Source organism: Pseudomonas sp. NFR09 (genome assembly GCF_900111535.1).
Lineage (GTDB): Bacteria > Pseudomonadota > Gammaproteobacteria > Pseudomonadales > Pseudomonadaceae > Aquipseudomonas > Aquipseudomonas extremorientalis.
The window spans coordinates 244816-270278 of record NZ_FOIH01000004.1; the positions used below are offsets into that span (position 1 = coordinate 244816).

22 protein-coding genes are annotated in these 25463 nt (G+C 61.6%); 2 read left to right on the top strand and 20 right to left on the bottom strand.

Features of this window, described 5'->3' with window-relative positions:
• Positions 1–110: 110 nt before the first annotated feature.
• The 15 genes from mdoH to hutU all read right to left on the bottom strand — a co-directional run bounded on the left by mdoH (position 111) and on the right by hutU (position 19587).
• Complete coding sequence (gene mdoH, locus BMX59_RS11490; protein ID WP_093121404.1) at positions 111–2681, bottom strand: glucans biosynthesis glucosyltransferase MdoH; 2571 nt, start codon at positions 2679–2681, stop codon at positions 111–113.
• Positions 2674–4410 (bottom strand): glucan biosynthesis protein G, encoded by a 1737-nt coding sequence (locus tag BMX59_RS11495; protein WP_071492534.1) that lies wholly within the window; start codon positions 4408–4410, stop codon positions 2674–2676. Before BMX59_RS11495 ends, mdoH begins: the two co-directional genes overlap by 8 nt.
• Positions 4411–4677: 267 nt before the next feature.
• Complete coding sequence (gene dtd / locus BMX59_RS11500; protein WP_093121409.1) at positions 4678–5115, bottom strand: D-aminoacyl-tRNA deacylase; 438 nt, start codon at positions 5113–5115, stop codon at positions 4678–4680.
• Positions 5112–6083 (bottom strand): prolyl aminopeptidase, encoded by a 972-nt coding sequence (pip, locus tag BMX59_RS11505; RefSeq protein WP_092246333.1) that lies wholly within the window; start codon positions 6081–6083, stop codon positions 5112–5114. The genes dtd and pip overlap by 4 nt, the downstream gene beginning before the upstream one ends.
• 103 nt (positions 6084–6186) lie before the next feature.
• On the bottom strand, positions 6187–7122 hold the full coding sequence (locus BMX59_RS11510) for an alpha/beta hydrolase (protein WP_093121412.1): 936 nt from the start codon (positions 7120–7122) through the stop codon (positions 6187–6189).
• A complete protein-coding gene (locus BMX59_RS11515) occupies positions 7119–8051 on the bottom strand; it encodes a choline ABC transporter substrate-binding protein (protein WP_093121415.1) in 933 nt (310 codons plus the stop codon). The genes BMX59_RS11510 and BMX59_RS11515 overlap by 4 nt, the downstream gene beginning before the upstream one ends.
• A gap of 204 nt (positions 8052–8255) precedes the next feature.
• On the bottom strand, positions 8256–9056 hold the full coding sequence (gene hutG, locus BMX59_RS11520) for an N-formylglutamate deformylase (RefSeq protein WP_093121421.1): 801 nt from the start codon (positions 9054–9056) through the stop codon (positions 8256–8258).
• A gap of 12 nt (positions 9057–9068) precedes the next feature.
• Positions 9069–10274 carry an imidazolonepropionase gene (gene hutI / locus BMX59_RS11525; RefSeq protein WP_092246322.1) on the bottom strand — a complete coding sequence of 402 codons (1206 nt, stop codon included), beginning with the start codon at positions 10272–10274 and terminating at the stop codon, positions 9069–9071.
• A 151-nt stretch (positions 10275–10425) separates the two neighbouring features.
• Positions 10426–11964 (bottom strand): histidine ammonia-lyase, encoded by a 1539-nt coding sequence (gene hutH, locus BMX59_RS11530; RefSeq protein ID WP_093121425.1) that lies wholly within the window; start codon positions 11962–11964, stop codon positions 10426–10428.
• Between the two features lie 20 nt (positions 11965–11984).
• A complete protein-coding gene (hutH, locus tag BMX59_RS11535; RefSeq protein ID WP_093121939.1) occupies positions 11985–13496 on the bottom strand; it encodes a histidine ammonia-lyase in 1512 nt (503 codons plus the stop codon).
• Between the two features lie 137 nt (positions 13497–13633).
• Positions 13634–14458: a quaternary amine ABC transporter ATP-binding protein gene (locus BMX59_RS11540; protein ID WP_058423708.1), complete on the bottom strand. Its 825-nt coding sequence runs from the start codon at positions 14456–14458 to the stop codon at positions 13634–13636.
• Complete coding sequence (locus tag BMX59_RS11545) at positions 14455–15306, bottom strand: ABC transporter permease (protein ID WP_012721776.1); 852 nt, start codon at positions 15304–15306, stop codon at positions 14455–14457. The genes BMX59_RS11540 and BMX59_RS11545 overlap by 4 nt, the downstream gene beginning before the upstream one ends.
• A gap of 72 nt (positions 15307–15378) precedes the next feature.
• Positions 15379–16344 (bottom strand): ABC transporter substrate-binding protein, encoded by a 966-nt coding sequence (locus BMX59_RS11550; protein ID WP_071492407.1) that lies wholly within the window; start codon positions 16342–16344, stop codon positions 15379–15381.
• 69 nt (positions 16345–16413) lie between these two features.
• Positions 16414–17859 carry a purine-cytosine permease family protein gene (locus BMX59_RS11555; protein ID WP_093121427.1) on the bottom strand — a complete coding sequence of 482 codons (1446 nt, stop codon included), beginning with the start codon at positions 17857–17859 and terminating at the stop codon, positions 16414–16416.
• Between the two features lie 42 nt (positions 17860–17901).
• Entirely contained in the window at positions 17902–19587 is a 1686-nt protein-coding gene (gene hutU, locus BMX59_RS11560) for a urocanate hydratase (protein WP_242626978.1), read from the bottom strand.
• Between the two features lie 454 nt (positions 19588–20041).
• Here hutU and BMX59_RS11565 point away from each other — a divergent pair, with 454 nt between their 5' ends.
• Complete coding sequence (locus BMX59_RS11565) at positions 20042–20440, top strand: hypothetical protein (protein ID WP_092246313.1); 399 nt, start codon at positions 20042–20044, stop codon at positions 20438–20440.
• Positions 20441–20482: 42 nt separating this feature from the next.
• Here the strand turns inward: BMX59_RS11565 and BMX59_RS11570 are convergent, their stop codons facing one another.
• On the bottom strand, positions 20483–21040 hold the full coding sequence (locus tag BMX59_RS11570) for a HutD/Ves family protein (protein WP_092246310.1): 558 nt from the start codon (positions 21038–21040) through the stop codon (positions 20483–20485).
• Positions 21037–21747: a histidine utilization repressor gene (gene hutC, locus BMX59_RS11575; protein ID WP_224265956.1), complete on the bottom strand. Its 711-nt coding sequence runs from the start codon at positions 21745–21747 to the stop codon at positions 21037–21039. Before hutC ends, BMX59_RS11570 begins: the two co-directional genes overlap by 4 nt.
• Positions 21748–21894: 147 nt before the next feature.
• On the opposite strand from hutC, the gene BMX59_RS11580 reads away from it, so the two are divergent.
• Complete coding sequence (locus tag BMX59_RS11580) at positions 21895–23259, top strand: formimidoylglutamate deiminase (RefSeq protein WP_093121432.1); 1365 nt, start codon at positions 21895–21897, stop codon at positions 23257–23259.
• 115 nt (positions 23260–23374) lie between these two features.
• Here the strand turns inward: BMX59_RS11580 and BMX59_RS11585 are convergent, their stop codons facing one another.
• The 3 genes from BMX59_RS11585 to BMX59_RS11595 all read right to left on the bottom strand — a co-directional run bounded on the left by BMX59_RS11585 (position 23375) and on the right by BMX59_RS11595 (position 25416).
• Complete coding sequence (locus tag BMX59_RS11585; RefSeq protein ID WP_058423714.1) at positions 23375–23944, bottom strand: lipocalin family protein; 570 nt, start codon at positions 23942–23944, stop codon at positions 23375–23377.
• Positions 23945–23974: 30 nt separating this feature from the next.
• Positions 23975–24229 carry a hypothetical protein gene (locus BMX59_RS11590; RefSeq protein ID WP_092246304.1) on the bottom strand — a complete coding sequence of 85 codons (255 nt, stop codon included), beginning with the start codon at positions 24227–24229 and terminating at the stop codon, positions 23975–23977.
• Positions 24230–24405: 176 nt separating this feature from the next.
• On the bottom strand, positions 24406–25416 hold the full coding sequence (locus BMX59_RS11595; RefSeq protein WP_003187818.1) for a class 1 fructose-bisphosphatase: 1011 nt from the start codon (positions 25414–25416) through the stop codon (positions 24406–24408).
• Positions 25417–25463: the final 47 nt, after the last annotated feature.

Here is a 25463-nt window from a genome sequence, read left to right on the forward strand (position 1 = left end):
GTCTTTTGTTTCGAAAAAACAAGGGGTTAACACAAAGAAGGAAGAACCGGGAAACGCTGTAGGATCAGCGCTTGAAGCACCCCCGAGGTGAGCCCTCGGGGGTATCCGAATCAGGCCGGTTGGGCCTGGGACGACAGCGGTTTCAGCGGCAGCAACGGTGCATGCGGATCTGCCTTGATCGAGTTCCGCCAGGCGGCGAGCCACTCGGCGTGACCTTCGCTCCAGACCTGCTCGTGCAGGCGAGCCAAGGCGACCGGGTCGCTGAGCAACGCCAGGCGCTCGCCGTTGTTGAGGCCGGCAGGGCCGACTTTCAACGCGTGGCGCACACGCTCGGTACGCAGGTACTCGATCGGCTCGGCCTGGGCGTGACGCGAGGTTGCCAGGGCGCAAGCCAAAGCGTTCTGCTGCGGATCGACCACCGAGCGCACAAAGCCGTCATTCAGCGCGTGCCAGCGGTTTTCGTGGGTGTACTTGTCGGTGGACAGCAAGGCTTGCGGCGGGTTGTATTCCTCAGGGATCAGGAACAGGCTCTCGTCGCGAGACTTGAGGCCCAGCCCGACACGGCTGGAAATCACCGACACCGGGATCGACAGCATCAGCGAACCGACGATCGGCACCAGCCACCACAGGAAGCTCGGGTTCAACCACACCACCAGCAGCGCCCACAGGAAGCCCAGCACGGTTTGCGGACCGTGGCGCTTGACCGCCTCGCTCCACGGGGTGGAGTCGTCGTCACGTTGCGGCGAGTTCCAGGTTGCCGCCCAGCCGAGGAATGCGGCGAGCACGAAGCGGGTGTGGAAGATCATCCGCACCGGCGCCAGCAGCATGGAAAACAGCATCTCCAGCAGCATCGACAAGGTCACCTTGAACTTGCCACCGAACTCTTTCGCGCCCTTGGCCCAGATCAGGATGATGCTCAGCAGTTTGGGCAGGAACAGCAGCACGATGGTGGTGGAGAACAGCGCTACCGCCTTGTCCGGATGCCATTGAGGCCACAGCGGGTACAACTGACGGGGTGCCATGAAGTACTGCGGCTCCATCAATGTGTTCACCGCCAGCAGGGCCGTGGACAGCACCAGGAACAGGAACCACAACGGCGCCGACAGGTAGGACATCACACCGGTCAGGAACACGGCACGGTGCACCGGGTGCATGCCTTTGACGAGGAACAGGCGGAAGTTCATCAGGTTACCGTGGCACCAGCGACGGTCACGCTTGAGTTCATCCAGCAGGTTCGGCGGCAGTTCTTCATAGCTGCCCGGCAGGTCGTAGGCAATCCACACGCCCCAGCCGGCACGGCGCATCAGCGCAGCTTCTACGAAGTCGTGGGACAGGATGGAACCGGCGAACGCGCCCTTGCCCGGCAATGGCGCCAGGGCGCAGTGCTCGATGAACGGCTTCATGCGGATGATCGCGTTGTGACCCCAGTAGTGGGATTCACCCAACTGCCAGAAGTGCAGGCCGGCGGTGAACAGCGGGCCGTACACACGGGTGGCGAACTGCTGCATGCGCGCATACAGGGTGTCCATGCCCGACGCACGCGGCGCGGTCTGGATAATCCCGGCATCCGGCGTGGCTTCCATCAGGCGCACCAGGCTGGTCAGGCATTCGCCGCTCATCACGCTGTCGGCGTCGAGCACGACCATGTATTTGTAGTCACCGCCCCAGCGACGGCAGAAGTCGTCGAGGTTGCCGCTTTTACGTTTGACGCGACGGCGACGACGGCGATAGAAGATCTTGCCGAAACCACCGGCTTCGCGGCACACGTCAAGCCAGGCTTGCTGTTCGGCGATGCAGATGTCGGCCTCGTTACTGTCGCTGAGCACGAAGAAGTCGAAGCGATCCAGGTCACCGGTGGCGGCGACTGACTCAAACGTGGCGCGCAGGCCTGCAAACACCCGGGGCACGTCTTCGTTGCAGATCGGCATCACCAGCGCGGTGCGGGCGTCTTTCGGGATCGGCTCGTCGCCGGCACTTTTACCGGAGATGCGGTATTTATCATGACCGGTGAGCAATTCCAGGAAGCCCATCAACGCAGTCCAGAAACCGGCCGACACCCAGCAGAACAAGATGCCGAACATGATCAGGATGCTGGTTTGCAGGGCGTACGGCAGTACCTGGGTCGCGGTTTGCAGCAGGGTCTGGTTGCGGATCTCGTCGAAGTCGACCAGCGACCAGCCCTGGTAAGGCATGATGCCTTTCATGTACCAGCCGGCCACGAGGGTCTGGCCGATCATCAGCACCAGCAGGATGTAGCGGCGGATCGAACCGACGGTACGCCAGCGGGCAGCCGGCAATACGCGCTCGTCCTTCGGCGGGGCCGGCGGGTTGCTGCGCCCGGTGATACGGCGCCAGCCACGCACCAGGATATTGGTACGCCACGGCTCCGGGACCACGCGAGTGCGACGGATCGGCGGGGTGGCCTTGAGGCACACGCGGCCTTCGGCATCGAGGGCCAGCATTTCGGCGTCCTGCAGCTCTTCGGCGGTGCTGAGGGTCAACCGCGTGCCCACCGACGCCTGGGCGGCGTCGATGGGCGCGTCGAAGGTCTTCGACGACAAGCGCTCGTGCAACTCGCTGAAGGAGGTGCAGCCCGCCAGTTCGGCGCGCTGCTCAGCGGTCATGGGCAGATGCGCCAGATACTCGGAGAGGGTCTCTGGCTGGATTTGAGAATTACTCATCGGCAGGCAACTGATAGCTCCAGGTTTCGGTCAGGACTTGTTCGGTCTTGATCGGCTCCGGCGTGGCTGGGGCAGCTTCTGGCTGCTTGGCTTCCTTGTCTTTGGCGTCTTTCCTGGCCTGCTTCTCGTGTTGCTTGGCCAGGACCTTGTCGGCCTTGAGCACGTGGCTCGTGTCCTGCTCAGGGGCCGGAGGCGGAACGTCCTGCACCAGCGCTGCGCGCATTTCGGTCGGCTTGCCTGCGTCCTTGATCTTCATGCGCAGGGTCAGGCGCCAGCCTTTGGTGTGCTCGTTGTAGCGCACGCTGTTTTCAACCAGTTCGGCGTTGTCGCTGACGCTCACCTGGCTACGCACTGCGGCATCCGGCGGCAGGGCCTTGAGAGACGGGCCCTCGAAGTCCACCAGGTAGGCCACGCTGCCATCCGGCTGGCGGATCAGGTTCGATTGCTTCACGTCACCGGTGGAACGCAGGGTCTGCTTGACCCAGGCGCTGTCGGCCGGGTGCAGGGCTTTTTCGTCCATGGTCCAGTGCAGGCGGTACGAAACGTCCAGCGGCTGGCCCACTTCCGGCAGTTTTTCCGGGCTCCAGAACGCAACGATGTTGTCGTTGGTTTCATCGGCCGTCGGGATCTCTACCAGGTTGACAGTGCCTTTGCCCCAATCGCCTTCAGGCTCGATCCAGGCGCTTGGGCGCTTGTCGTAGTTGTCGTCCAGGTCTTCGTAGTGGCTGAAGTCGCGACCGCGTTGCAGCAGACCGAAACCTCTCGGGTTCTCGACGGTGAAGTTGCTGACCGACAGGTGTTTAGGGTTGTTCAGTGGGCGCCAGATCCACTCGCCGTTGCCGGCATGGATCGACAGGCCGCTGGAATCGTGCAGCTCACGACGGTAGTTGAGCACCTTGGACGGCTGGTTCGCACCGAACAGGTACATGCTGGTCAACGGGGCAACGCCCAGCTTGCTGACCTTGTCGCGCAGGAACATCTGGGATTTCACATCGACAATGGTGTCGGTGCCCGGACGCAGGATCAGACGGTAAGCACCGGTAGCCCGTGGGGAGTCCAACAGGGCAAAGATCACCAGTTGTTTTTCACCCGGTTTTGGACGTTCGATCCAGAACTCGGTGAAGCGCGGGAACTCTTCGCCGGACGGCAATGCCGTGTCGATCGCCATGCCACGGGCGGACAAGCCATAGGCCTGGCCCTTGCCGACCACGCGGAAGTAGCTCGCGCCCAGCATGGTCATGATTTCGTCTTGCTTGTCGGCCTTGTTGATCGGGTACAGCACACGGAAGCCGGCATAACCCAGCTGTTCGGTGGCCTTGGGATCAAACTTCACGTCGCCGAAATCGAAGCGCGTCGGGTCGTACTTGATTTCCTGGACGCTGTCGGCGGTGACTTCGTTGATTTTCACCGGTGTATCGAAATGCATACCCTGGTGATAGAAGGACAGCTTGAACGGGGTGTTCTGATCAGCCCACTCGGCTTTTTCGTTGCGGAAACGAATCTTCTGGTAGTCCGCGAATTTCATTTCGCGGAATTCATTCGGCAGATTGCTGCGCGGAGCTTCGTATTTCTGTCCGGCCAGCTCTTTTGCCTTGGCCGACACATCATCCAGACTGAATGCCCACAGTTGACCCGCGCCGAACAGGCAAAACAGGGCGGAGCCCGTCACCAGTGCGTTTCGTAACCGTTTGGCAGACAATTTTGGTGCATTACAGGGACTAACAATCACGAGCAACCCTCGCCGAAAACAGATCAAAAAACCAACGGCCAGCTATCTATATGCCAGGTTGGCGAGCATTGTTCCGACTCCCCGGGGGCAAAATGATTCCCCATTGGTTGTCGGACAAGTCTCTACCTAAGTCAAAAATGGACCAAACAACGCTGATCCCCGTAGCGCGCGATTATCTAGTAGCCCGCGAGACAACGCATCAGGGACAACGAAGTATTTGTAGCGAAACCCTGCGTTTTTAGGCATTAAAAGTCGTTTTTAATACATTCACGCCTGCAAGAGGAAGGTCACAGGGCCATCATTGACCAAATGCACCTGCATATCGGCGCCAAAACGCCCCGAGGCCACCCTGCCATGCAATTGTTGCGCTTGTAACAGCAAGTGATCAAAAAGCGCCGCTCCCAGGGCCGGCGGGGCCGCTGTGGAGAAGCTCGGCCGCAGCCCGCTCTTGGTATCCGCCGCCAGGGTGAACTGCGACACCAGCAACAAACCGCCGTCGATATCCTTCAACGACAGGTTCATCTTGTCTTGGTCATCGCTGAACACCCGGTAGTTCAGCAGCTTGTGCAGCAGTTTATCGGCACTCTGCGGCGTATCCGTAGGCTCGACGGCCACCAGCACCAGCAACCCCTGGTCGATGGCGCCGACGATTTCGCCCGCGACCTCCACCCGGGCGCCTCTCACCCGTTGCAACAGGCCCTTCATGCTTCTTCAGGCGGCAGATCGAGCAAGCGACGTGCCATTTGGCTGGTCGCACGCACCAAGGCATCGGTGATGCCGGGTTCGGACGCCGCATGGCCAGCTTCGCGAATCACCTGCAGCTCACTGTTGGGCCACGCCTGGTGCAACTCCCAGGCGTTATCCAATGGGCAGATCATATCGTAGCGCCCGTGAATGATTACGCCAGGCAGATGGGCGATCTTGTGCATATCGCGGATCAGCTGGTTGGGCTCAAGGAACGAGTTGTTGGTGAAGTAGTGGCACTCGATTCGCGCAATGGACAGCGCGCGTTGCGGTTCGGAAAAGCGCTCCACATGTGCCGGGCTCGGGCACAGGCCCAGCATGCGCCCTTCCCAGCCGGACCAGGCCTTGGCCGCGTGCATCTGGGCGATCTGGTCGTTGCCGGTAAGACGCTTGTGGTAGGCCGCAATCATGTCGTGCCGCTCTTCCGCCGGGATCGGCGCAAGGTAGTCCTGCCAGTAATCCGGGAACAGGCGGCTCGCGCCCTCTTGGTAGAACCAATGGATGTCCTGCGGCCGAGCCAGGAAAATGCCGCGCACGATCAGGCCATGCACGCGTTCCGGGTGGGTTTGCGCGTAGGCGAGGGACAGGGTCGAGCCCCAGGAACCGCCGAACAGCACCCATTTGTCGATGCCCAGGTGCTCGCGGATGCGCTCAAGGTCGGCGACCAGGTCCCAGGTGGTGTTGTTTTCCAGGCTGGCGCGGGGAGTGGAGCGCCCGCAACCACGCTGGTCGAAGGTGACGATGCGGTACAGGTTCGGGTCGAAATAGCAGCGGCTCTGGGCATCGCAACCGGAACCAGGGCCACCATGGATGAATACGACGGGCAAGCCTTCGGGGGAGCCACTTTCATCGACGTACAGGGTGTGGGTGTCATCGACTGCCAGATCGTGCCGGGCGTAGGGTTTGATCTGCGGGTACCAAGTCTGCATTGCGCGCTCCGTAGGGGGTCGGGTTCATCCCTGGGGGGACGTCTTTTATTTTGCCGTCTGGCACTATAAACCCGAATTGTGCAATGAGCATGTCCTAGAGCGCTTAGACCTGTGTCAGCCCTTCGCTCCCCAGGTAATCCAGCAGGAAATCGTAGAGCCGATCCACCTCCGGCACGTGCCGCCGCGCCCTCAGGCAGCCGTGCACCAGGCCTTTGCCCGGATACAGCACGGTGCTCACACCCGCTGCTTGCAGACGCTCGGCGTAAAGCATGCCGTCATCGCGCAGCGGGTCGAACTGGGCCACGGCGATGAGCGCCCTGGGCAAACCGCTGAAGTCATTGGCCAGCAGCGGCATGGCATAGGCTATGGGCTTGCCGCTGCCCTGCAGGTACAGCGCCAGGTAACAGTCGGTGTCGGCGCTGCTGAGCAAGGGGGCATCCGCGCAGTCGCGTCTCGACGGCAAGTCAGGCGGGCCGCCCAGCCCCGGGTAAATCAGCACCTGGGCCAGCGGCAGTGGCTGCCGGTCGTCGCGCAACCCCAGGCACAACGCCGCGGCCAGGTTGCCGCCCGCGCTGTCGCCGATCACCACCAGACGTTGCCGGTTGATGGCATGCGGCCCCTGCCCCGCCTGGATCGCCTGCCACACGACGCGGCAATCCTGATAGGCAGCGGGGAACGGATGCTCCGGCGCCAGCCGGTAATCGATGGCGATCACCAGCACCTGCAAGGTACTGGCCAGTTCGAAACAGATGAAATCGTGGGAATCCAGCCCGCCGACTACCCAACCACCACCGTGCATATAAAGGAGGCACGGCCAGCCATCCAGGGGCGTGGGGGCAGTGGGCAGATAGCTGCGCACACTCACGCCAGCCAGGGAAAAATCCGCAATCGTCAGCCCCTCGGGCACCGGCGGGGTAAACGCCAGGCACATGCGGTCATAGCCGTTGCGCAACCCAGCCAGCGACGTGTCGTCGCTGGTGAAAGACTCGGTCCTCGCTACGAACGCTGCCAGTTCAGGCGAAATCGGGTATGGATTCATTTAAGGCTCGCCTGCACCGCCGCCACACCATCGCCGCCATCAAACGCCTTTACCCCGGCCAGCCAGCGCTGCAAATCCTCGGGATGGTCGCGCAGCCATTGTCTGGCCACGTCCTGCGGCGACTGGCGTTCCATGATCGGCACCATCAGTTGGCTTTCCTGGGCGGCGGTGAAGGTAAGGTTCTCCAACAGGCGGTTGGCGTTGGGGCAACGCTCGGCAAAGTCCGGCGCGGTGACGGTGGACACGGTGGCACGGCCTTCGTCGGGGCCGAACACGTCTTCGCTGCCGGTGAGGTAGGCCATTTTCATGTTGATGTTCATCGGGTGCGGGGTCCAACCGACGAACACCACGAACTCCTTGCGATTCACCGCGCGCTGCACGGCGGCCAGCATGCCCGCCTCACCCGAGGCCACCAGCTTGAAGCCGCCCAGGCCGAAACGATTGGTGTCGATCATTTTCTGGATATCGGTATTCGCGCCGCTGCCCGGTTCGATGCCATAGATCTTGCCGCCCAGTTTGTCCTTGAAGCGGGCGATGTCGGCAAAGGTCTTCAAGCCTGCGTCGGCTACGTACTGCGGCACGGCCAGGGTGGCCTGGGCGTCGGCGAGGCTCGGGGTGTCGAAGACCTTGACCTGCCTGGCCGCCAGGAACGGCGCAATGTTGTTGTCCATCGCGGGTTTCCAGTAGCCGAGGAAGATGTCCAGGCGCTTGTCGCGGATGCCGGCGAAGATGATCTGCTGCACCGCGCTGGTCTGCTTGCTGTCGTAGCCCAGGCCATTGAGCAGCACGTCGGCCATGCCCGAGGTGGCGATCACGTCGGTCCAACTGACCACGCCCATGCGGATGCTTTTGCAGGAAGTCGGTTCGGCGGCCATGGCGTGTGCACTGAGCAGTGCGACACAGGTGAGGGGCAACAACAGTTTTTTCATGGGTGAGCACTCACTCGGCTGTTTTATTAAACAACCTTACGCAGTGAGCATGCATTCAACACGAACTGTGGCGACCGGCAGTTGCACTGGGGCGACGGTGAGACCGCCATCGGGGGCAAGCCCCTTCCCACATTTGACTGGGTTCACCAATCAAAAGGTGGGAGGGGGGCTTGCCCCCGATAGCTATTTCAGGAGCCCCCCAATTCACCGATAGCGCGCTTGCCCCCAGGCCAACACCCCCTCCAGCAATTGCTTCAACACCACCCGCGTCGGTTCGGCCAAATCAGGGCGATACCGAAACGGTTCAACCTCTTCCATATAAGTGCTCTGGCACAACTCCAACTGCACCGCGTGGACATCCTGAGCCGGATCGCCGTAATGCCGGGTGATGTGGCCGCCCTTGAAGCGCCCGTTCAGTACATGGGAGTACTGCGGGTGCGCGGCGCAAATGGCTTCCAATTGGCTGGCCAATTCGGGATCACACGCGGCGCCATTGAAAGTGCCAAGGTTGAAGTCCGGCAGCTTGCCGTCGAACAGGTGCGGGATCACCGAGCGGATCGAGTGCGCATCGAACAGCAAGGCATAGCCGAACTCGGCCTTGAGGCGCGCCAGTTCTTCTTGCAGGGCACGGTGGTACGGCCCCCAGATTTTCTGGAGGTAGCTGACGCGTTCCTCCGGGGACGGCTCCAGCCCTTCGCGGAACAACGGCACGCCGTCGAACAGCGTTGCCGGGTACAGCCCGGTGGTCGCGCCGGCGTACAGCGGCTTGTCGTCGGATGGCCGGTTCAGGTCGATGACAAACCGCGAGTATTCGGCGGCCAGGGTGCTGGCGCCCAGCTCTTCGGCGAAGTCATACAGCGCAGGAATGTGCCAATCGGTATCCGGCAAGCTTTGCGCCTCGGGGATCAACCCCGCTTCGACCGCAGGCGTCAGGCGCAGACCGGCATGGGGCATGCTGATCAGTAGCGGAACGCGGCCTTGTTTGAAGTTCAGAACCTTATCCACAAGCAGTACTCCTCACACAGTGACGTCGACGCCATGGCGCACGACGCGTTTATCCAGCTCGCCACCCAACCAGTAGGCGAGGTCGGCGGGGCGATCGATTTGCCAGGCGACAAAATCCGCGACCTTGCCCACTTCCAGGGAGCCGTGGGTGTCGCCCATGCCTAATGCGGTAGCCGCATGTTGCGTGGCACCGGCCAGGGCTTCTTCCGGGGTCATGCGGAACAGGGTGCAGGCCATGTTCAGCATCAGGCGCACCGACAGCGCTGGCGAGGTGCCGGGGTTGAGGTCGCTGGCGATGGCGATCTTCACGCCGTGTTTGCGCAGGGCGTCCATCGGCGGCAACTGGGTTTCGCGCAGGAAGTAGAACGCGCCCGGCAGCAACACCGCGACGGTGCCGGAGGCGGCCATGGCGATGGCGTCTGCTTCGGTCATGAACTCCAGGTGATCCGCCGACAGCGCCTGGTAACGCGCGGCCAGGCTGGAGCCGTGCAGCGACGAAAGCTGCTCGGCGTGCAGCTTCACCGGCAAGCCCAGTTGCTGGGCGACCTTGAACACCCGCTCCACCTGCTCGGTGGAAAACGCCAGGTATTCACAGAACGCATCCACCGCGTCCACCAGCCCTTCCGCGGCCAGGGCCGGCAGCATCTCGGCGCAGATGTGCTCGATGTAATCGTCGGCGCGGTCCTTGTACTCCGGCGGCAACGCGTGGGCCGCCAGGCATGTGGCGCGCACGCTGACCGGCAGGGCTTCACCGAGGCGACGGGCCACACGCAGCATCTTGCGTTCGTTGGCCAGGTCCAGGCCGTAGCCGGACTTGATCTCCACGGTGGTGACACCGTCCCGTAGCAGACTGCGCAGGCGTTTTTCAGCACTGGCAAACAGCTCATCTTCGGTTGCGGCGCGAGTGGCGCGCACCGTGCTGGCAATACCGCCGCCCTTGGCCGCGATCTCGGCGTAGCTCACGCCTTCGAGACGCTGCTCGAATTCGCCGCTGCGGTTACCGCCGAACACCGTGTGGGTGTGGCAGTCTATCAGCCCGGGGGTGACCCATGCGCCACGCAGGTCATGCACCTGGGCGTAATCCGCCGCAGGGACTTGACTGCGCGGGCCGACCCACTCGATGAGCGAACCGGCGGTGACCAGGGCGGCATCCTCGATGATCGAGTATTTGCCCTGGGCCATGGTTGCAATGTGGCAGTGTTGCCATAGCGTTTTCATCAACGCCTCCGTCTGTGGTCGGTGAAACTAATCCCTGTGGGTGGCTTGCCTGCGAAAGCGGTGGTTCAGGCTCAACATCTCCATCGCCAGTGCCGCCGTCTTCGCAGCCTCGCTGGGGCTCGACAGCTCCCACATTGGATTGCGTGCGCAGTTAAAGGCTCGGCAGCAACCGAGCTAGCAGCAGCTCGTTGAGGCAGCGAGTGGCGAGCAGTTCGCTGGCGGCATTGATGTCCGGGGCGAAGAAGCGGTCCTTGTCATAGAAGCCCACTTTGGCGCGCAGGATGCCACGCGCCTTTTCCAGCTTCGGCGAAGTTTTCAGGCCTTCGCGCAGGTCCAGGCCCTGGCACGCGGCCAGCCACTCAACCGCGAGAATGCCACGGGTGTTCTCAGCCATTTCCCACAGGCGTTTGCCCGCAGCCGGGGCCATCGACACGTGGTCTTCCTGGTTGGCGGAGGTCGGCAGGCTATCGACGCTATGGGGATGAGACAACGCCTTGTTCTCGCTGGCGAGCGCGGCAGCGGTCACCTGGGCGATCATGAAACCGGAGTTCACACCGCCATTGCCCACCAGGAACGGCGGCAGTTGCGACATGTGCTTGTCCATCATCAACGAGATACGGCGCTCACTCAGGGAGCCGATTTCGGCGATGGCCAGCGCCATGTTGTCGGCCGCCATGGCCACCGGTTCGGCGTGGAAGTTGCCACCGGAAATCACGTCGCCTTCAGCGGCAAACACCAGTGGGTTGTCCGACACGGCATTGGCCTCGACCACCAGCACTTCAGCGGCCTGGCGGAACTGGGTCAGGCAGGCGCCCATGACTTGTGGCTGGCAGCGCAGCGAGTACGGGTCTTGCACCTTGTCGCAGTTCTGGTGCGACTGGGACACCTGGCTGCTTTCGCCGAGCAGGTCGCGGTAGGCCGCCGCCGCGTCGATCTGGCCGCGCTGGCCGCGAGCCGCGTGGATACGCGCGTCGAACGGCGAACGCGAACCCAGCACCGCTTCCACGGTGAGGCCGCCGCAGGCCAGGGCGCCGGCGAACAGGTCTTCACCTTCGAACAGGCCACGCAGTGCATAAGCCGTCGACACCTGCGTGCCGTTGAGCAACGCCAGGCCTTCTTTGGCGGCAAGGGTCAGCGGCGTGAGGCCGGCGACTTTCAGCGCGTCGATCGCTTCCAGCCACTCGCCTTTGTAGCGTGCCTTGCCTTCGCCCAGCAGCACCAGGGACATGTGCGCCAACGGCGCCAGGTCGCCGGAGGCACCCACCGAACCTTTCAGCGGAATATGCGGGTATACCTCCGCGTTGATCAGCGCGATCAGCGCGTCGATCACCTGGCGGCGGATGCCGGAGAATCCACGGCTCAGACTGTTGACCTTGAGCACCATGACCAGCCGCACCAGCGCATCGCTGATCGGCTCACCGACGCCGGCGGCGTGGGACAGCACCAGGGAACGCTGGAGGTTTTCCAGGTCTTCGCTGGCGATGCGGGTCGAGGCCAGCAGGCCGAAACCGGTGTTGATGCCGTAAGCGGTGCGGTTCTCGGCGAGAATCTGCTCCACGCAGGCCACACTGGCGTCGATCTGCGCCGTAGCGCTGTCATCCAGACTGAGGGTTACCGGCTGCTGGTAGATGGCTCGCAGCTGGGCAAGGCTCAGTTGGCCTGGAATCAGGTTTAGCGCAGTCACATTCATACTCCTTCTGAATTGTTCTTTTAAAAGTGCACATTCGGTAAATCGGTGTTTTTCAGCAGCTGAGCGGCGGCGGCAATGTCCGGCGCCAGCCAGCGGTCCTGTTCATAGGCCGGGACGACTTCACGCAACAACCGCCAGGCACGGTCGGTGCCGGCGCCGAAACGTTGTTCCTTGAGAAACTCGAACGCCTGGGCCGCCAACAAGTATTCGATGGCGAGAATCTGGGTCACGTTGGCCAGCACCTGGTGCAGCTTGAGCGCGGCATTGGTGCCCATGCTCAGGTGGTCTTCCTGCAGGCCCGAGGTGACGAAGTTGTCGAGCACCGCAGGTTGCGCCAGTTGACGGTTTTGCCCGCACAGGGAGGCGGCGACGTACTGCACGATCATCATCCCGGAGTTGACCCCGGGGTTGCTGACCAGGAACGCCGGCAAGCCGCTGACGTGCGGATTGATCAGGCGGTCCAGGCGACGTTCGGCCACCGAACCGATTTCGGCCATGGCGATCGCCAGCATGTCCGCCGCCAACGCCACGGACTGGCCGTGCGGGTTGGCCTGGGACACCACGCGGTAGTGTTCCGGCGTGCCGAGCACCAGCGGGTTATCGGTGGCGCTGTTGAGTTCGGTCTCGATCTGACGGGTGGCGTGCTCTACCTGGTCGCGGGCCGCGCCGTGGATCTGCGGGATCGAGCGAATGCTCAGGGCGTCCTGGGTACGGATGCCTTTGCTGCTGGCGATCACTTCACTGCCATCGAGCAAGGCGCGCAGATGGGTCCCCACGTGCTGCATGCCCGGGTGCGGCTTGAGCGCGATGATTTCTTCATCGAAGGCATCGATCTGCCCACGCTGGGCTTCGAAACTCATGGCGCCGATCACGTCAGCCCATTGCAGCAAGTGATGGGCGTCGGCCAGGGCCAGGCAGCTCAGGCCGGTCATGCACGGCGTGCCGTTGACCAGGCACAGGCCGTCCTTGGCGCCGAGCGCCACCGGCCGCAGGCCTTCCGCGCTCAATGCGTCTTGAGCCGGAACGACCCGACCTTGGTAACTCACGTTACCCACGCCCAGCACAGCCACACCAACATGGGCCATATGGGTCAGGTAACCCACCGAGCCCTGGGATGGCACTTGCGGCGTGATGCCGTGGTTGAGCAGCGCCAGCAGCGAATGCACCACCTGCGGATGCAGGCCGGATTTGCCGTGACTGTAGTTGATGATGGCGGCGCAGATGATCGCGCGGGTCTGCTCGTCGCTCAGCACCGGGCCGACGCCACAGGCGTGGCTGAGCAAGGTGTTGCGCGACAGTTGGCTGAGTTGCTCGCCCTTGAGCGACACATTGCACAGCGCGCCCAGGCCGGTGTTCACGCCATAGGCGCGCTCACCGCTGGTGACGATGCGCTGCACGATGGCCTGGGCATTGTCGATGCGCGCCCAGGCCTGGCCCGAGAGTTCGAGCACGGCGCCGTGGCGGGCGACGGCGACCACGTCCTGCCAGCGCAGCGGGGTGTCGGCGATGATGACTTTTGTTGCCTGGGGCATGTTCATACTCTCTTCAATTCTTGTGCAGCCTTACCGGCCTTATCGGGGGCAAGCCCCCTCCCACATTTGGAATGCACTCCCCTGTGGGAGGGGGCTTGCCCCCCGATGAGGCCATCAGCCTCACCAACACATCCAGATCAGACCACCGCCGCCCGCCGCTGGACAAACCGATCCACATACTCATCCGCCGGCGAATGCAGGATCTCCCGAGGCGTGCCGACCTGGATCAGCTTGCCGTCCTTGAGGATCGCAATGCGGTTGCCGATACGCACGGCCTCGTCGAGGTCGTGGGTGATGAACACGATGGTCTTGTGCAGGGTCTTTTGCAGTTCCAGCAACTGGTCCTGCATCTCGGCGCGGATCAGCGGGTCGAGTGCGCTGAAGGCTTCGTCCATCAGGATGATGTCGGTGTCGGCCGCCAAGGCGCGGGCCAGGCCGACACGCTGGCGCATGCCGCCGGAGAGCTGGTGCGGGTATTTGTTTTCGTAGCCCTTGAGGCCCACGGTTTCGATCCACTGCAACGCGCGCTCGGCGCAGACCTGCTTGGTTTCGCCACGCACCTTCAGGCCATAGGCGACGTTGTCGAGCACGCTCTTGTGGGGCAGCAGGCCGAAGCTCTGGAACACCATGCTGATCTTGTGCCGACGGAATTGGCGCAGGGCTTCCATGTCCAGTTGCAGGATGTCTTCGCCGTCCACCAGGATCGCGCCGCTGGTGGGGTCGATCAGGCGGTTGAAGTGACGCACCAGTGTGGACTTGCCGGAACCCGACAGCCCCATGATCACAAAGATCTCACCGGTGCCGATGCTCAGGGACAGGTCGTTCACACCGACCACGCAGCCGGTCTCGGCCAGCACCTGGTCCTTGGTCTTGCCCTGGCCGATCAACGACAGCGCATCCTTGGAACGCGCGCCGAAGATCTTGAAGACGTTTTTGACTTCGATTTTGCTGACAGTAGTCATTTGCTCGCCTCATGCCGTGGACGACCATAGGCCTGGGTAATGCGGTCGATGACCACTGCGAGAATCACGATGGCCAGGCCAGCTTCAAGGCCACGCCCGACATTGAGGGTCTGGATGCCGACGAGTACGTCTTCACCCAAGCCACGGGCGCCGATCATCGAGGCGATCACCACCATCGACAGCGCCATCATGGTGGTCTGGTTGATACCGGCCATGATGCTTGGCAACGCCAGCGGCAGTTGCACACCGAACAGTTGCTGCCAGCGGTTGGCACCGAAGGCGTTGATGGCTTCCATGACTTCACCGTCGACCTGGCGAATGCCCAGGTCGGTGAGGCGAATCAGCGGTGGCGCGGCGTAGATCACCGTGGCGAAAATCGCCGGGACCTTGCCCAGGCCGAACAGCATCAGCACCGGGATCAGGTACACGAAGCTCGGCATGGTCTGCATGATGTCCAGCAGCGGCATCAATACCGAACGCAGGCGATTGCTGCGCGCCGACAGGATGCCCAGCGGAATGCCGATCAGCACCGAGATCACTGTAGCGACCATCATCAGGGCCAGGGTCTGCATCAACTTGTCCCACAGGCCAACCGCACCCACCAGGAACAGCAGGCCGACGATCACCGCCGTGGTCACCACCTTGCGGGTCGCGTGCCAGGCGACGGCGCCGACGATGGCCAGCATCAGCCACCAGGGCGCTGCGCGCAGCAAGCCTTCCAGGTTGACGATGGCCCACAGCAGGGTGTCGGAGATGTGCCGGAACACATCGCCGTAGTTGGTGACCAGTGAGTCCACCCAACCGTTGACCCAGTCGGCGATGGAAAACGTAAAACTCTCAGGAAACATATCGTGCTCTCGATCCAGTGGGTTGTGGCCAGGCGCCCGGCCAGCCCCTCAGGGTAGCCGGGCACGCTTGACCTACAAGGCCGCGTCGATTTTCTTGGCTGCGTCGTCGCTCACCCAGGCGTGCCAGACTTCAGGATGTTCCTTGAGGAAAATTTTCGCCAGTTTTGGCGACTCAATTCGCTCCTTGGCCATGCGGCCCAGGTTCTGGTTCAGCAGGTCGATGGGCAGGTTGACCTTTTCCAGCACGGCCACCAATTCAGGGGCTTGCTCGTGGAAGGTCTTGGACAGGCCGACCTTGATGCTCACGCTTTTATCCACGCCGGGTTTTTCTTCCAGCTTGACCAAATCGACCTGGCCCATCAGCGGCGTGGGCGACCAGTAGTAGAACAGGATCGGCTCGCCACGCTTGTAGCTCGACAGCACCGCCGCATCCAGCGCCGGGCCGGTGCCGGGGCGGAAGTTGGTGTAGGTGCTTTCCAGCCCATAGCTTTTCAGCATCTCGCTGTTGTCCAGCTCGCAGGTCCAGCCGGCCGGGCAGTTGTAGAAACGACCCTTGGAGGGCTCTTCCTGGTCCTTGAACACCGAGGCGTACTTGGCCAGGTCGGCGATGTTTTTCAGGTCCGGGGCCTTGGGTTCCAGCTTGCGCTTGGCGTCGCCTTCGATCACATAGCGCGGCACGTACCAGCCTTCGATAGCGCCCACTACAGGGGCACCGACGCCGACGACTTTGCCGGCCTTCTCGGCCTTGTTCCAGACCTCGCTGCGGCCGACCCACTCTTCGGCGAACACCTGGATGTCATTGCTGCTCAGGGCGTTTTCCATGGTGATGGAGTTGCCCGGCAGGCTGTCGGTTTTGCAGTCGTAGCCTTTTTCCAGCACGGTTTGCAGGATGTCAGTGAGCAACATGCCGCTCTCCCAGTTCAGCCCGGCGAATTTCACCGGTTTGCCGGATTCGCACCAACCGGCTGCCTGGGCGCCAGCGCTGGCCAGCAAGCCCGCAGAGAGCAAGGTAGCCATCAGGGTCTTATGCATTTTCATTGTTGTGACGCTCCCAATCTTGAAATGGATTACGGCAGTCAGTAGGCATCCTGCCCTGTCCACGTCCCATCAGGCCTGTGCAGCCAGCCCGTTTGTTGTGGGTATAGCGCCCTGCTCTGTTGGCAGGATCAGTTGATCGGGCACGGTGCCGTGCCATTTTTTCGCACACAGGTAATACAGCGCTGCGGGCAGTACCAGGCCGATGATCCAGGAGATATCCACATCACCCAGCGCGGCCACCAAGGGACCTGTGTAGAACTTGGTGGAGATGAACGGCAACTGCACCAGCACGCCGAACACGTAGACGCTGATTCCCAGCAGGTTCCAGCGGCCATAGCGACCGTTCGGGTCGGCCAGCGCCGGTACGTCATAGCGCTCGCGAGTGATGCAGTAGTAGTCCACCAGGTTGATCGCGCTCCAGGGCGTGAAGAACGCCAGCAGGAACAGGATGAAGGACTTGAACGCCCCCAGGAACGAGTGCTGGCCGAGCAATGCGATCAGGGTCGCCGTGCCGACAATCGCCAGCACGAACACCAGGCGCTGCAGGCGCGTGACCTCCAGGCGACCACGAAAGCCGCTGATGATGGTCGCGATGCACATGAAGCTACCGTAGGAGTTCAGCGTCGAGATGGTGACCTTGCCGAACGCGATGCTGAAGTACAGCAACGCAGCGGTAGCACCCGTGCCACTCAAGCCCACGATGTACGCCACTTCATGCCCGGCGAACTGACCGTTGGACATGGCTGCGGCAAACACGCCCAGCACCATGGCCACCTGCGCGCCCACCACCGAACCGGCGCCAGCGGCGAAAAAGGTTTTCACCGATGACGTCTTGCTTGGCAGGTAACGCGAGTAGTCCGCCACGTAAGGGCCGAAGGCAATCTGCCAGGAGGCCGCGAGCGATACCGCCAGCAGGAAACTGCTCCAGCTGAAGTGGCGGATTTGCAGGAGTGCGCCCACATCGGTCTGGCTCATCAGCCGGCTGAACAGGTAGACAAAGGCGACCACGCCAATGACGCTGGCGACGCGACCAATGAAATGGATCACCCGGTAGCCGAGCACCGTGACCAGCACGATCACACTGGCGAAAATCAGGATGCCCACGCTGTCGCTGACCCCGAACAACTGGCCCAGCGCCTGCCCCGAAAGCACGGTGCCGGTGGCGGTGAAACCCAGGTACATCAGGCACACCAGCACGATCGGAATCGCCGCGCCATACACACCGAACTGCACCCGGCTGGAGATCATCTGCGGCAGGCCCAGCTTGGGCCCTTGCGCCGCATGTAACGCCATGACCCCACCGCCGATCAGTTGACCGATCAACAGACCGATCAACGACCAGAACACATCACCGCCCAGCACCACGGCCAGGGCCCCGGTGACAATCGCGGTGATCTGCAGGTTGGCGCCCATCCACAGGGTGAACTGGCTGAACAGACGACCGTGTCTTTCCGCTTCCGGGATGTAGTCGATCGAACGCCTTTCGATCAACGGGGTGGTGTCATTTGCAGCCATGTCGGTTCAACCTCTGATGGATTGTTTCAGGGTGGTGCTGGCTTACTTGATCATCGGCAGGTTCAAGCCCTGCTCCTTGGCGCAATCGATCGCGATCTGGTAACCGGCGTCTGCGTGGCGCATCACCCCGGTGGCCGGGTCGTTGTGCAGCACACGGGCAATCCGCTCAGCCGCTTCATCGGTACCGTCGCAGACGATGACCATGCCGGAGTGCTGGGAGAAGCCCATGCCCACACCACCACCGTGGTGCAGCGACACCCAGGTCGCGCCGCTCGCGGTGTTCAGCAGAGCGTTGAGCAGCGGCCAGTCGGACACGGCGTCGGAACCGTCCTGCATGGCTTCGGTTTCGCGGTTCGGGCTTGCGACCGAGCCGGAATCGAGGTGGTCACGACCGATCACCACCGGTGCCGACAACTCGCCGCTGCGCACCATTTCGTTGAACGCCAGGCCGAGCTTGGCGCGCTGGCCCAGGCCAACCCAGCAGATACGTGCCGGCAGGCCCTGGAAGCTGATGCGTTCGCGGGCCATGTCCAGCCAGTTGTGCAGGTGCGCGTCGTCCGGGATCAGCTCTTTGACTTTGGCGTCGGTCTTGTAGATGTCCTGCGGGTCACCGGACAGCGCCGCCCAGCGGAACGGGCCGATGCCACGGCAGAACAGCGGGCGGATATAGGCCGGGACGAAACCCGGGAAATCGAAGGCGTTTTCCACACCCTCTTCCTGGGCCATCTGGCGGATGTTGTTGCCGTAGTCGAAAGTCGGGATGCCTTGCTTCTGGAATTCCAGCATGGCTTTGACGTGCACGGCCATCGACTGCTTGGCGGCCTTGATCACGGCGGCGGGCTCGGTCTTGGCGCGGGCGCGGTATTCGTCCCAGGTCCAGCCAGCGGGCAGGTAACCGTTGAGGGGGTCGTGGGCGCTGGTCTGGTCGGTGACCATGTCCGGGCGCACGCCACGCTTGACCAGTTCCGGCAGGATTTCGGCGGCGTTGCCCAGCAGGGCGATGGAGATAGCCTTGCCTTCCTTGGTGTATTTGGCGATGCGTGCCAGGGCGTCGTCGAGGTCGGTGGCTTGTTCGTCGACATAACGGCTGTTCAGGCGGAAATCGATGCTGACCTGCTGGCACTCGATGTTCAGCGAGCAGGCGCCAGCCAGAGTGGCCGCCAGCGGCTGGGCGCCGCCCATGCCGCCGAGGCCGGCAGTCAGTACCCAACGGCCTTTGAGGTCACTGTTGTAATGCTGGCGACCGGCTTCGACGAAGGTTTCGTAGGTGCCCTGGACGATGCCCTGGCTGCCGATGTAGATCCAGCTGCCGGCGGTCATCTGGCCGTACATGGCCAGGCCCTTGGCATCCAGTTCGTTGAAGTGCTCCCAACTGGCCCAGTGCGGCACCAGGTTGGAGTTGGCGATCAGTACACGCGGTGCATTGCTGTGGGTCTTGAACACGCCGACCGGCTTGCCGGATTGCACCAGCAGGGTTTCGTCGTCATTCAGGTGGGTGAGGCTCTCGACGATCTGGTCGTAGCACTCCCAGTTGCGTGCTGCGCGGCCAATACCGCCATACACCACCAGCTCTTTCGGGTTCTCGGCCACTTGTGGATCGAGGTTGTTCATCAGCATGCGCAGCGGCGCTTCAGTCAGCCAGCTTTTGGCGGTGAGCTTGTTACCGTGGGCGGCACGGATTTCGACGTCACGGTATTTTGTAGGCCTGGCTTTAGAAAAATCGGTCACGACTGGACTCCTCGGCATGATGCGCGAACATGGATGGTGCGAAGGAGAGTCTTACGCACACATCTTTACTTGTACATACAAGCATATGCAATCAAGCGGCCAACTTTAGAAAGGCGTTGTCGGGATTTTTTGTGAAGGGATGTGCAAGCCTTGGAAATTGAGGCTTTGAGGCTTGATGAAATTTCTTGCAGACGTTTCTTCCCGGGAGAGGGGTTTGTCACCCCAATGCAGCATTGCGCCGCATTGGGGCATTCGGTAACAAAATGGTGCGCACGGTTGGGAATCGAGGGTGGGCATGCGTAGCAGTGAAATGGCGCGCCTGGCCTGCCAGGTAAAAGGCGCGTCCCAACGACGATTTTTCTGAGTTATCTGTAGCCCAGTAAAAACGGATTTTTTTGTATATTCAGTGGTTTAGAGTCGGCTTTCACACACCCAACACCATGGAAGACTTATCGTGACCACTCTAAAACGGGCAGGCATCTTTATCGTACTCATGGCGACAAGCATGGCTTCAGTCCAGGCCATTGCCGACACCTTTACTGCGACCCTTGATAAAACAGGAAAAATTACTGCGCAGTCACCCAAGTGGATCAAGGACGTGAAACTCACCGCCCAACCTGATTACTTCTCCGATTACAAAGTCAGGTTTGTGCCGGGAGTGTTCAAGGACGCGCCACGGTTTTGCACCGTGTCGGTGACGGACGTCAGCTCCAATGATCACATCTTCTACGGCCACGCCAAGTTGGGGAGCGTCCCGGCGATCAACTACGTCAACGTTTTAACGCTGAAAGTGGGAGACAACAAACCCGCGGGCGATTCTTCGATGGGCTTTCAACTGATGTGCGTTAAGTAAACCCATCTCCCCACGCTGGCTGAGCGCCGGTCATACAAGCGCTCAGCTGTTGCTCAGTTCGATAACACAACAGCGACCGCTCACGGCAACCTCCAGCAGGCCAGTGTTACCGTCCACTTGCAGGCAGTCGTGATGGCCTAGCTTTTGGTCCAGCACCTTCACTTCATCCGCGACACTGAACACCAGCACTGTCTGCGCCGTGCTGAAGAAGCGCTGTTCGCCATCGATCCATTGCAGCCGTGCGTGGTAACGCTGGGGCGAATAGATCAGGTTGAAGTCGCGGATCGGCCCGGTGATCAAACGGCATGACACCTGGCTGTCACCCTTGAACGCAAAAGCTTGCAGCGGCAGCAACCCGCGCTGCTCCTCGCCGTCCACGGTCAAGACCATGCCGGCGCCCTTGATTACGGTGATCACGCGCTGATAGCCGGCAAAGGTGGAGAAACCGCCGGATTCAGCGATATCCGCAATCGACAAGCGCCAGCCAAAGCCATCCAGCCCTGTACCTGCATCACGGGTGATTTCTTCAGTGCTGCCGCCGCCGTTTTTCCACGGCATGCGTACGTACTCAGCGGCGCGCCAGACTTTTACGCTACTCATTTACTGAAACGTCCTTCCAGGCTGTGACGGGAACCGGGGTGGATCAAACGCGCAGCGGTCACCGGCTGGCGACCCGACCAGGTGCGTCGGCGGATCAACAGGCACGGCTCGGTAGGCTCGATTTGCAGCAGCTTGCACTCGGCGGCGTCGGCAAGGATGGCTTCGACCACATGCTCGCCTTCGGTCAGTGGCGCCACTTGGTTCAGGTAGGCGTAAGGCGTTTGCTGGGTGAAATCCTGCTGCAGGTATTCCGGCGCGACCAGGGCATTGACGAAGCGGTCTTCGATTTGCACGGGAATATCGTTTTCGAAGTGCACGATCAATGAATGGAACACCCGCCCGCCTTCACGCATCTCCAAGGCAACGGCGCGCTCGGAACCGGCGGCCTCTTCACCCAGGGTGATGACCTGGCAGGTATGCCGGTGACCGCGGGAGGCGATCTCATCGGCGATGTTGTGCACCTCGAACAGCGCCGACTGGCTCTTGGGTTCGGCGACAAACGTGCCGACGCCTTGCATGCGCACCAGCAACCCTTCGGCGGTGAGTTCGCGCAGGGCGCGGTTGATGGTCATGCGACTGAAACCCAGTTGGCTGACCAACTCGCTCTCCGATGGCACGCGGTAATGGGGCGGCCAGTTGCCGTTGAGGATCTGCTGGCTGATCATCTGTTTGACGCGGGCATACAAGGGCGCCGGACTTTCGTCCATGTGGGCAGCCAGCGAAGAGTTGGCGGGCGGAGTCGGCACGGGGAATCCTTGCAGGGGAAAAAGATGCATAGATTGCCGGAGTTTACCGAGCAGGCAAACGTCTGTATATGTATATACAAATAAACACACGACCGGGGTGCCTTGATCATGTCCGCTTTCTTCGCCGAACGCGCGCTGCTGCCTGATGGATGGGCCAATGATGTACGTCTTGAAGTCAGCGCCGATGGCCTGCTGACCAACGTTGAGGCCAATGCCAGCGCAGAGGGGGCCGAACGGCTGAGAGGGCCGGTCTTGGCGGGTATGCCGAACTTGCATTCTCACGCATTCCAGCGTGCCATGGCCGGCTTGGCCGAGGTGGCCGGCAACCCGAATGACAGTTTCTGGACCTGGCGTGACCTGATGTACCGCATGGTCGGCAAGATCGACCCGGACCAACTCCAGGTCATCGCGCGCCAGCTGTATATCGAGATGCTCAAGGCCGGCTATACCTCGGTGGCCGAGTTTCACTACGTGCACCATGACGTCAGCGGCCAGCCCTATGCCGATCGCACACAATTGTCGCGGCAGATCAGCCAGGCGGCGGCCAGCAGCGGGATTGGCCTGACGTTGTTGCCGGTGCTCTACACCCACTCTGGGTTTGGCGGCCAGGCGCCCAATGAAGGCCAGCGGCGCTTTATCAACAGCACTGAAAATTATCTGGAGCTGCAAGCGCGTCTGCAGCCAATTCTGGCCGCGCAACCCGCACAGCAACTGGGCCTGTGTTTTCACTCGCTACGCGCCGTCACACCGCAACAAATCAACGAAGTGCTGGCCGCCAGCGACAAGGCGTGCCCGGTGCATATCCACATTGCCGAGCAGCAGAAGGAAGTCGACGACTGCCTGGCCTGGAGCGGCAAACGCCCACTGCAATGGCTGTATGACAATGTCGACGTCGATGAACGCTGGTGCCTGGTGCACGCCACCCATGCCGACGCCGATGAGGTGACGCGCATGGCCAAGAGCCGGGCGATTGCCGGTTTGTGCCTGACCACCGAGGCCAACCTGGGTGATGGGATTTTCCCGGCGGTGGACTTCCTCGTCCAGGGCGGACGCCTGGGTATCGGCTCCGACAGCCATGTGTCACTGAGCGTGGTGGAAGAATTGCGCTGGCTGGAATACGGCCAGCGCCTGCGTGATCAACGGCGTAACCGCTTGTATCGCAGTGACCAGCCGATGGTTGGGCGCACGCTGTTCGATGCCGCGCTGGACGGTGGTGCCCAGGCGCTGGGGCAGCCAATTGGCCGATTGGAAGTGGGCAAACGTGCGGATTGGATTGTGCTGGACGGTAATGATCCGTACCTGGCCACGGCGACCGAGGACGGGATTCTGAATCGCTGGTTGTTTGCCGGCGGTGATCGGCAGGTGCGGGATGTGCTGGTGAATGGAAAGTGGGTGGTGCGCGATGGGCATCATGCCGGCGAAGAAGAAAGCAGCCGAGCGTTCACACAGGTCTTGAGGGATTTACTCGGTTAAAAACGGTGGGAGGGGGCTTGCCCCCGATAGCGATGTATCAGAATCAGATGTGCTGACTGACACACTGCAATCGGGGCAAGCCCCCTCCCACAATTGGATCGGTGGTGATCCAGAGTTATTGCGAAGTCTTCGCCATCTGCTTGTCCGACGTACGCCAGATCAACCGTGTGGTGTCATACCCCTGCTGTCGCGCCCTGCTCAGCAGGTCTTCGCGGGTGTCCGCATTGACCGTTGGCGTGCGCGAAAGGATCCACATGTAGCGCCGGCTCGGGCTGCCGACAATGGCGGTTTTGTAGTCATCGCTGACATACAGCACCCAGTAGTCGCCCTTGGCGACGCCCGGCAGCAGCGAGGTGAACCAGTTGTTGAATTCCACCCAGAGCTTGTCGGTCTTGCCCGGCACTTGCGGGGTGGCGGTACCCTTGGCTTCCTCCCACTTCCATTCGGTCGTCAGGCAGCGGTTGAACACCGACATGTCGCCGTCGGGCAACAGGGTGTAGCGGGCTTCGGACTGCGCACAGTTGCGCTGGAAGTACATCGGCAATCGGGCCAACTCATACCAGGTGCCCTGGTAACGCTTGAGGTTGACGTTGCTCGCTGTCTTGGGTTGCAGATCATCGCCAGAATGGCTGGCACAGCCCGCCAAAAACAGGCTGGCACAAAGGAACAAAACAAAACGCATCATTCTTCTTCTCCCGCAGGCTTGCGCCCCGGTTTACTTCAGGCCTTGCCCGGAAAACATCAGAACCTTGTCACCGGCATATTGAACGCTGATAAAGCTGTTTTTATCGCCCCAGGTGCAACTGGACATGCCCAGTGCGCCGGAACAATCGGTCGGCTTGCCCAGCAACGACTCCACCTCAGCCTTGGCCATGCCAGCCGACAATTTTTGATAGTTTTCTTGGTTGACCTTGCTGCAAGCGGCCAACAGCACGCAAAAAGCCAGCAAAGCGAAACGGCGTAACGACATGGAAACACTCCTGGAGGGACGAAGCAGCGTGGGTATCTGCCAGAAGCTTAGAAGGGAAAAGAGGTGTCTGGTTCCCGATGAGCGAAAACAAAAAAGCCCCAAAAACGCTGAAACGTTTCGGGGCTTCTTCAACGGTGAACCGGCTCACAACAACACCAGTCACTTGTCGCCGCAGCTTACTTCTTGTGGTAAGCCGTCACGCGCTCGACTTCTTCCTTCGACCCCAGGAACACCGCCACACGCTGGTGCAGGCCTTCCGGCTGAATGTCGAGGATGCGCTGATGGCCGTCGGTGGACGCGCCGCCCGCCTGCTCAACCAGGAACGACATCGGGTTGGCTTCGTACATCAGGCGCAGTTTGCCCGGCTTGGACGGCTCGCGGCTGTCGCGTGGGTACATGAACAGGCCACCACGGGTCAGGATGCGGTGCACGTCGGCGACCATCGCGGCCACCCAGCGCATGTTGAAGTTTTTCTTCAACGGGCCTTCCTCACCTTCCATCAACTCGTTGACGTAGCGCTTCACCGGCTCTTCCCAGTGACGCTGGTTGGACATGTTGATCGCAAATTCCTGGGTCGACGCAGGAATGGAGATGTCTTCGTGGGTCAGTACGAAGCTGCCCATTTCACGGTCCAGGGTGAAGCCCTTGACGCCGTCACCCAGGGTCAGCACCAGCATGGTCTGCGGGCCGTAGATCGCGTAGCCGGCAGCGACCTGCTCGGTGCCTGGCTGCAGGAAGGCTTTTTCGTTCAGCGCTTCGTTCTGGCTCAGGTATTCATTCGGGCAACGCAGTACCGAGAAGATGGTGCCGACCGGTGCGTTGATATCGATGTTGGACGAACCGTCCAGTGGGTCGAACACCAACAGGTACGCGCCTTTCGGGTATTTGCCGGGGATCTGGTAGGCATTGTCCATTTCTTCGGACGCCATGCCGGCCAGGTGACCGCCCCATTCGTTGGCTTCGAGCAGGATTTCGTTGGACAGGACGTCGAGCTTCTTCTGCACTTCGCCCTGCACGTTTTCAGTGCCCATGCTGCCCAGGACACCACCCAGTGCGCCTTTGGAAACGGCGTGGCTGATTTCCTTGCAAGCACGCGCCACCACTTCGATAAGGAAGCGCAGATCGGCAGGCGTGTTGTTGCTGCGGGTCTGCTCGATCAAATAGCGACTCAAGGTAACGCGGGACATGTAAGGCTCCGGAGAATGGGGGGCTTGAAAACCCGCGCAGTTTAACG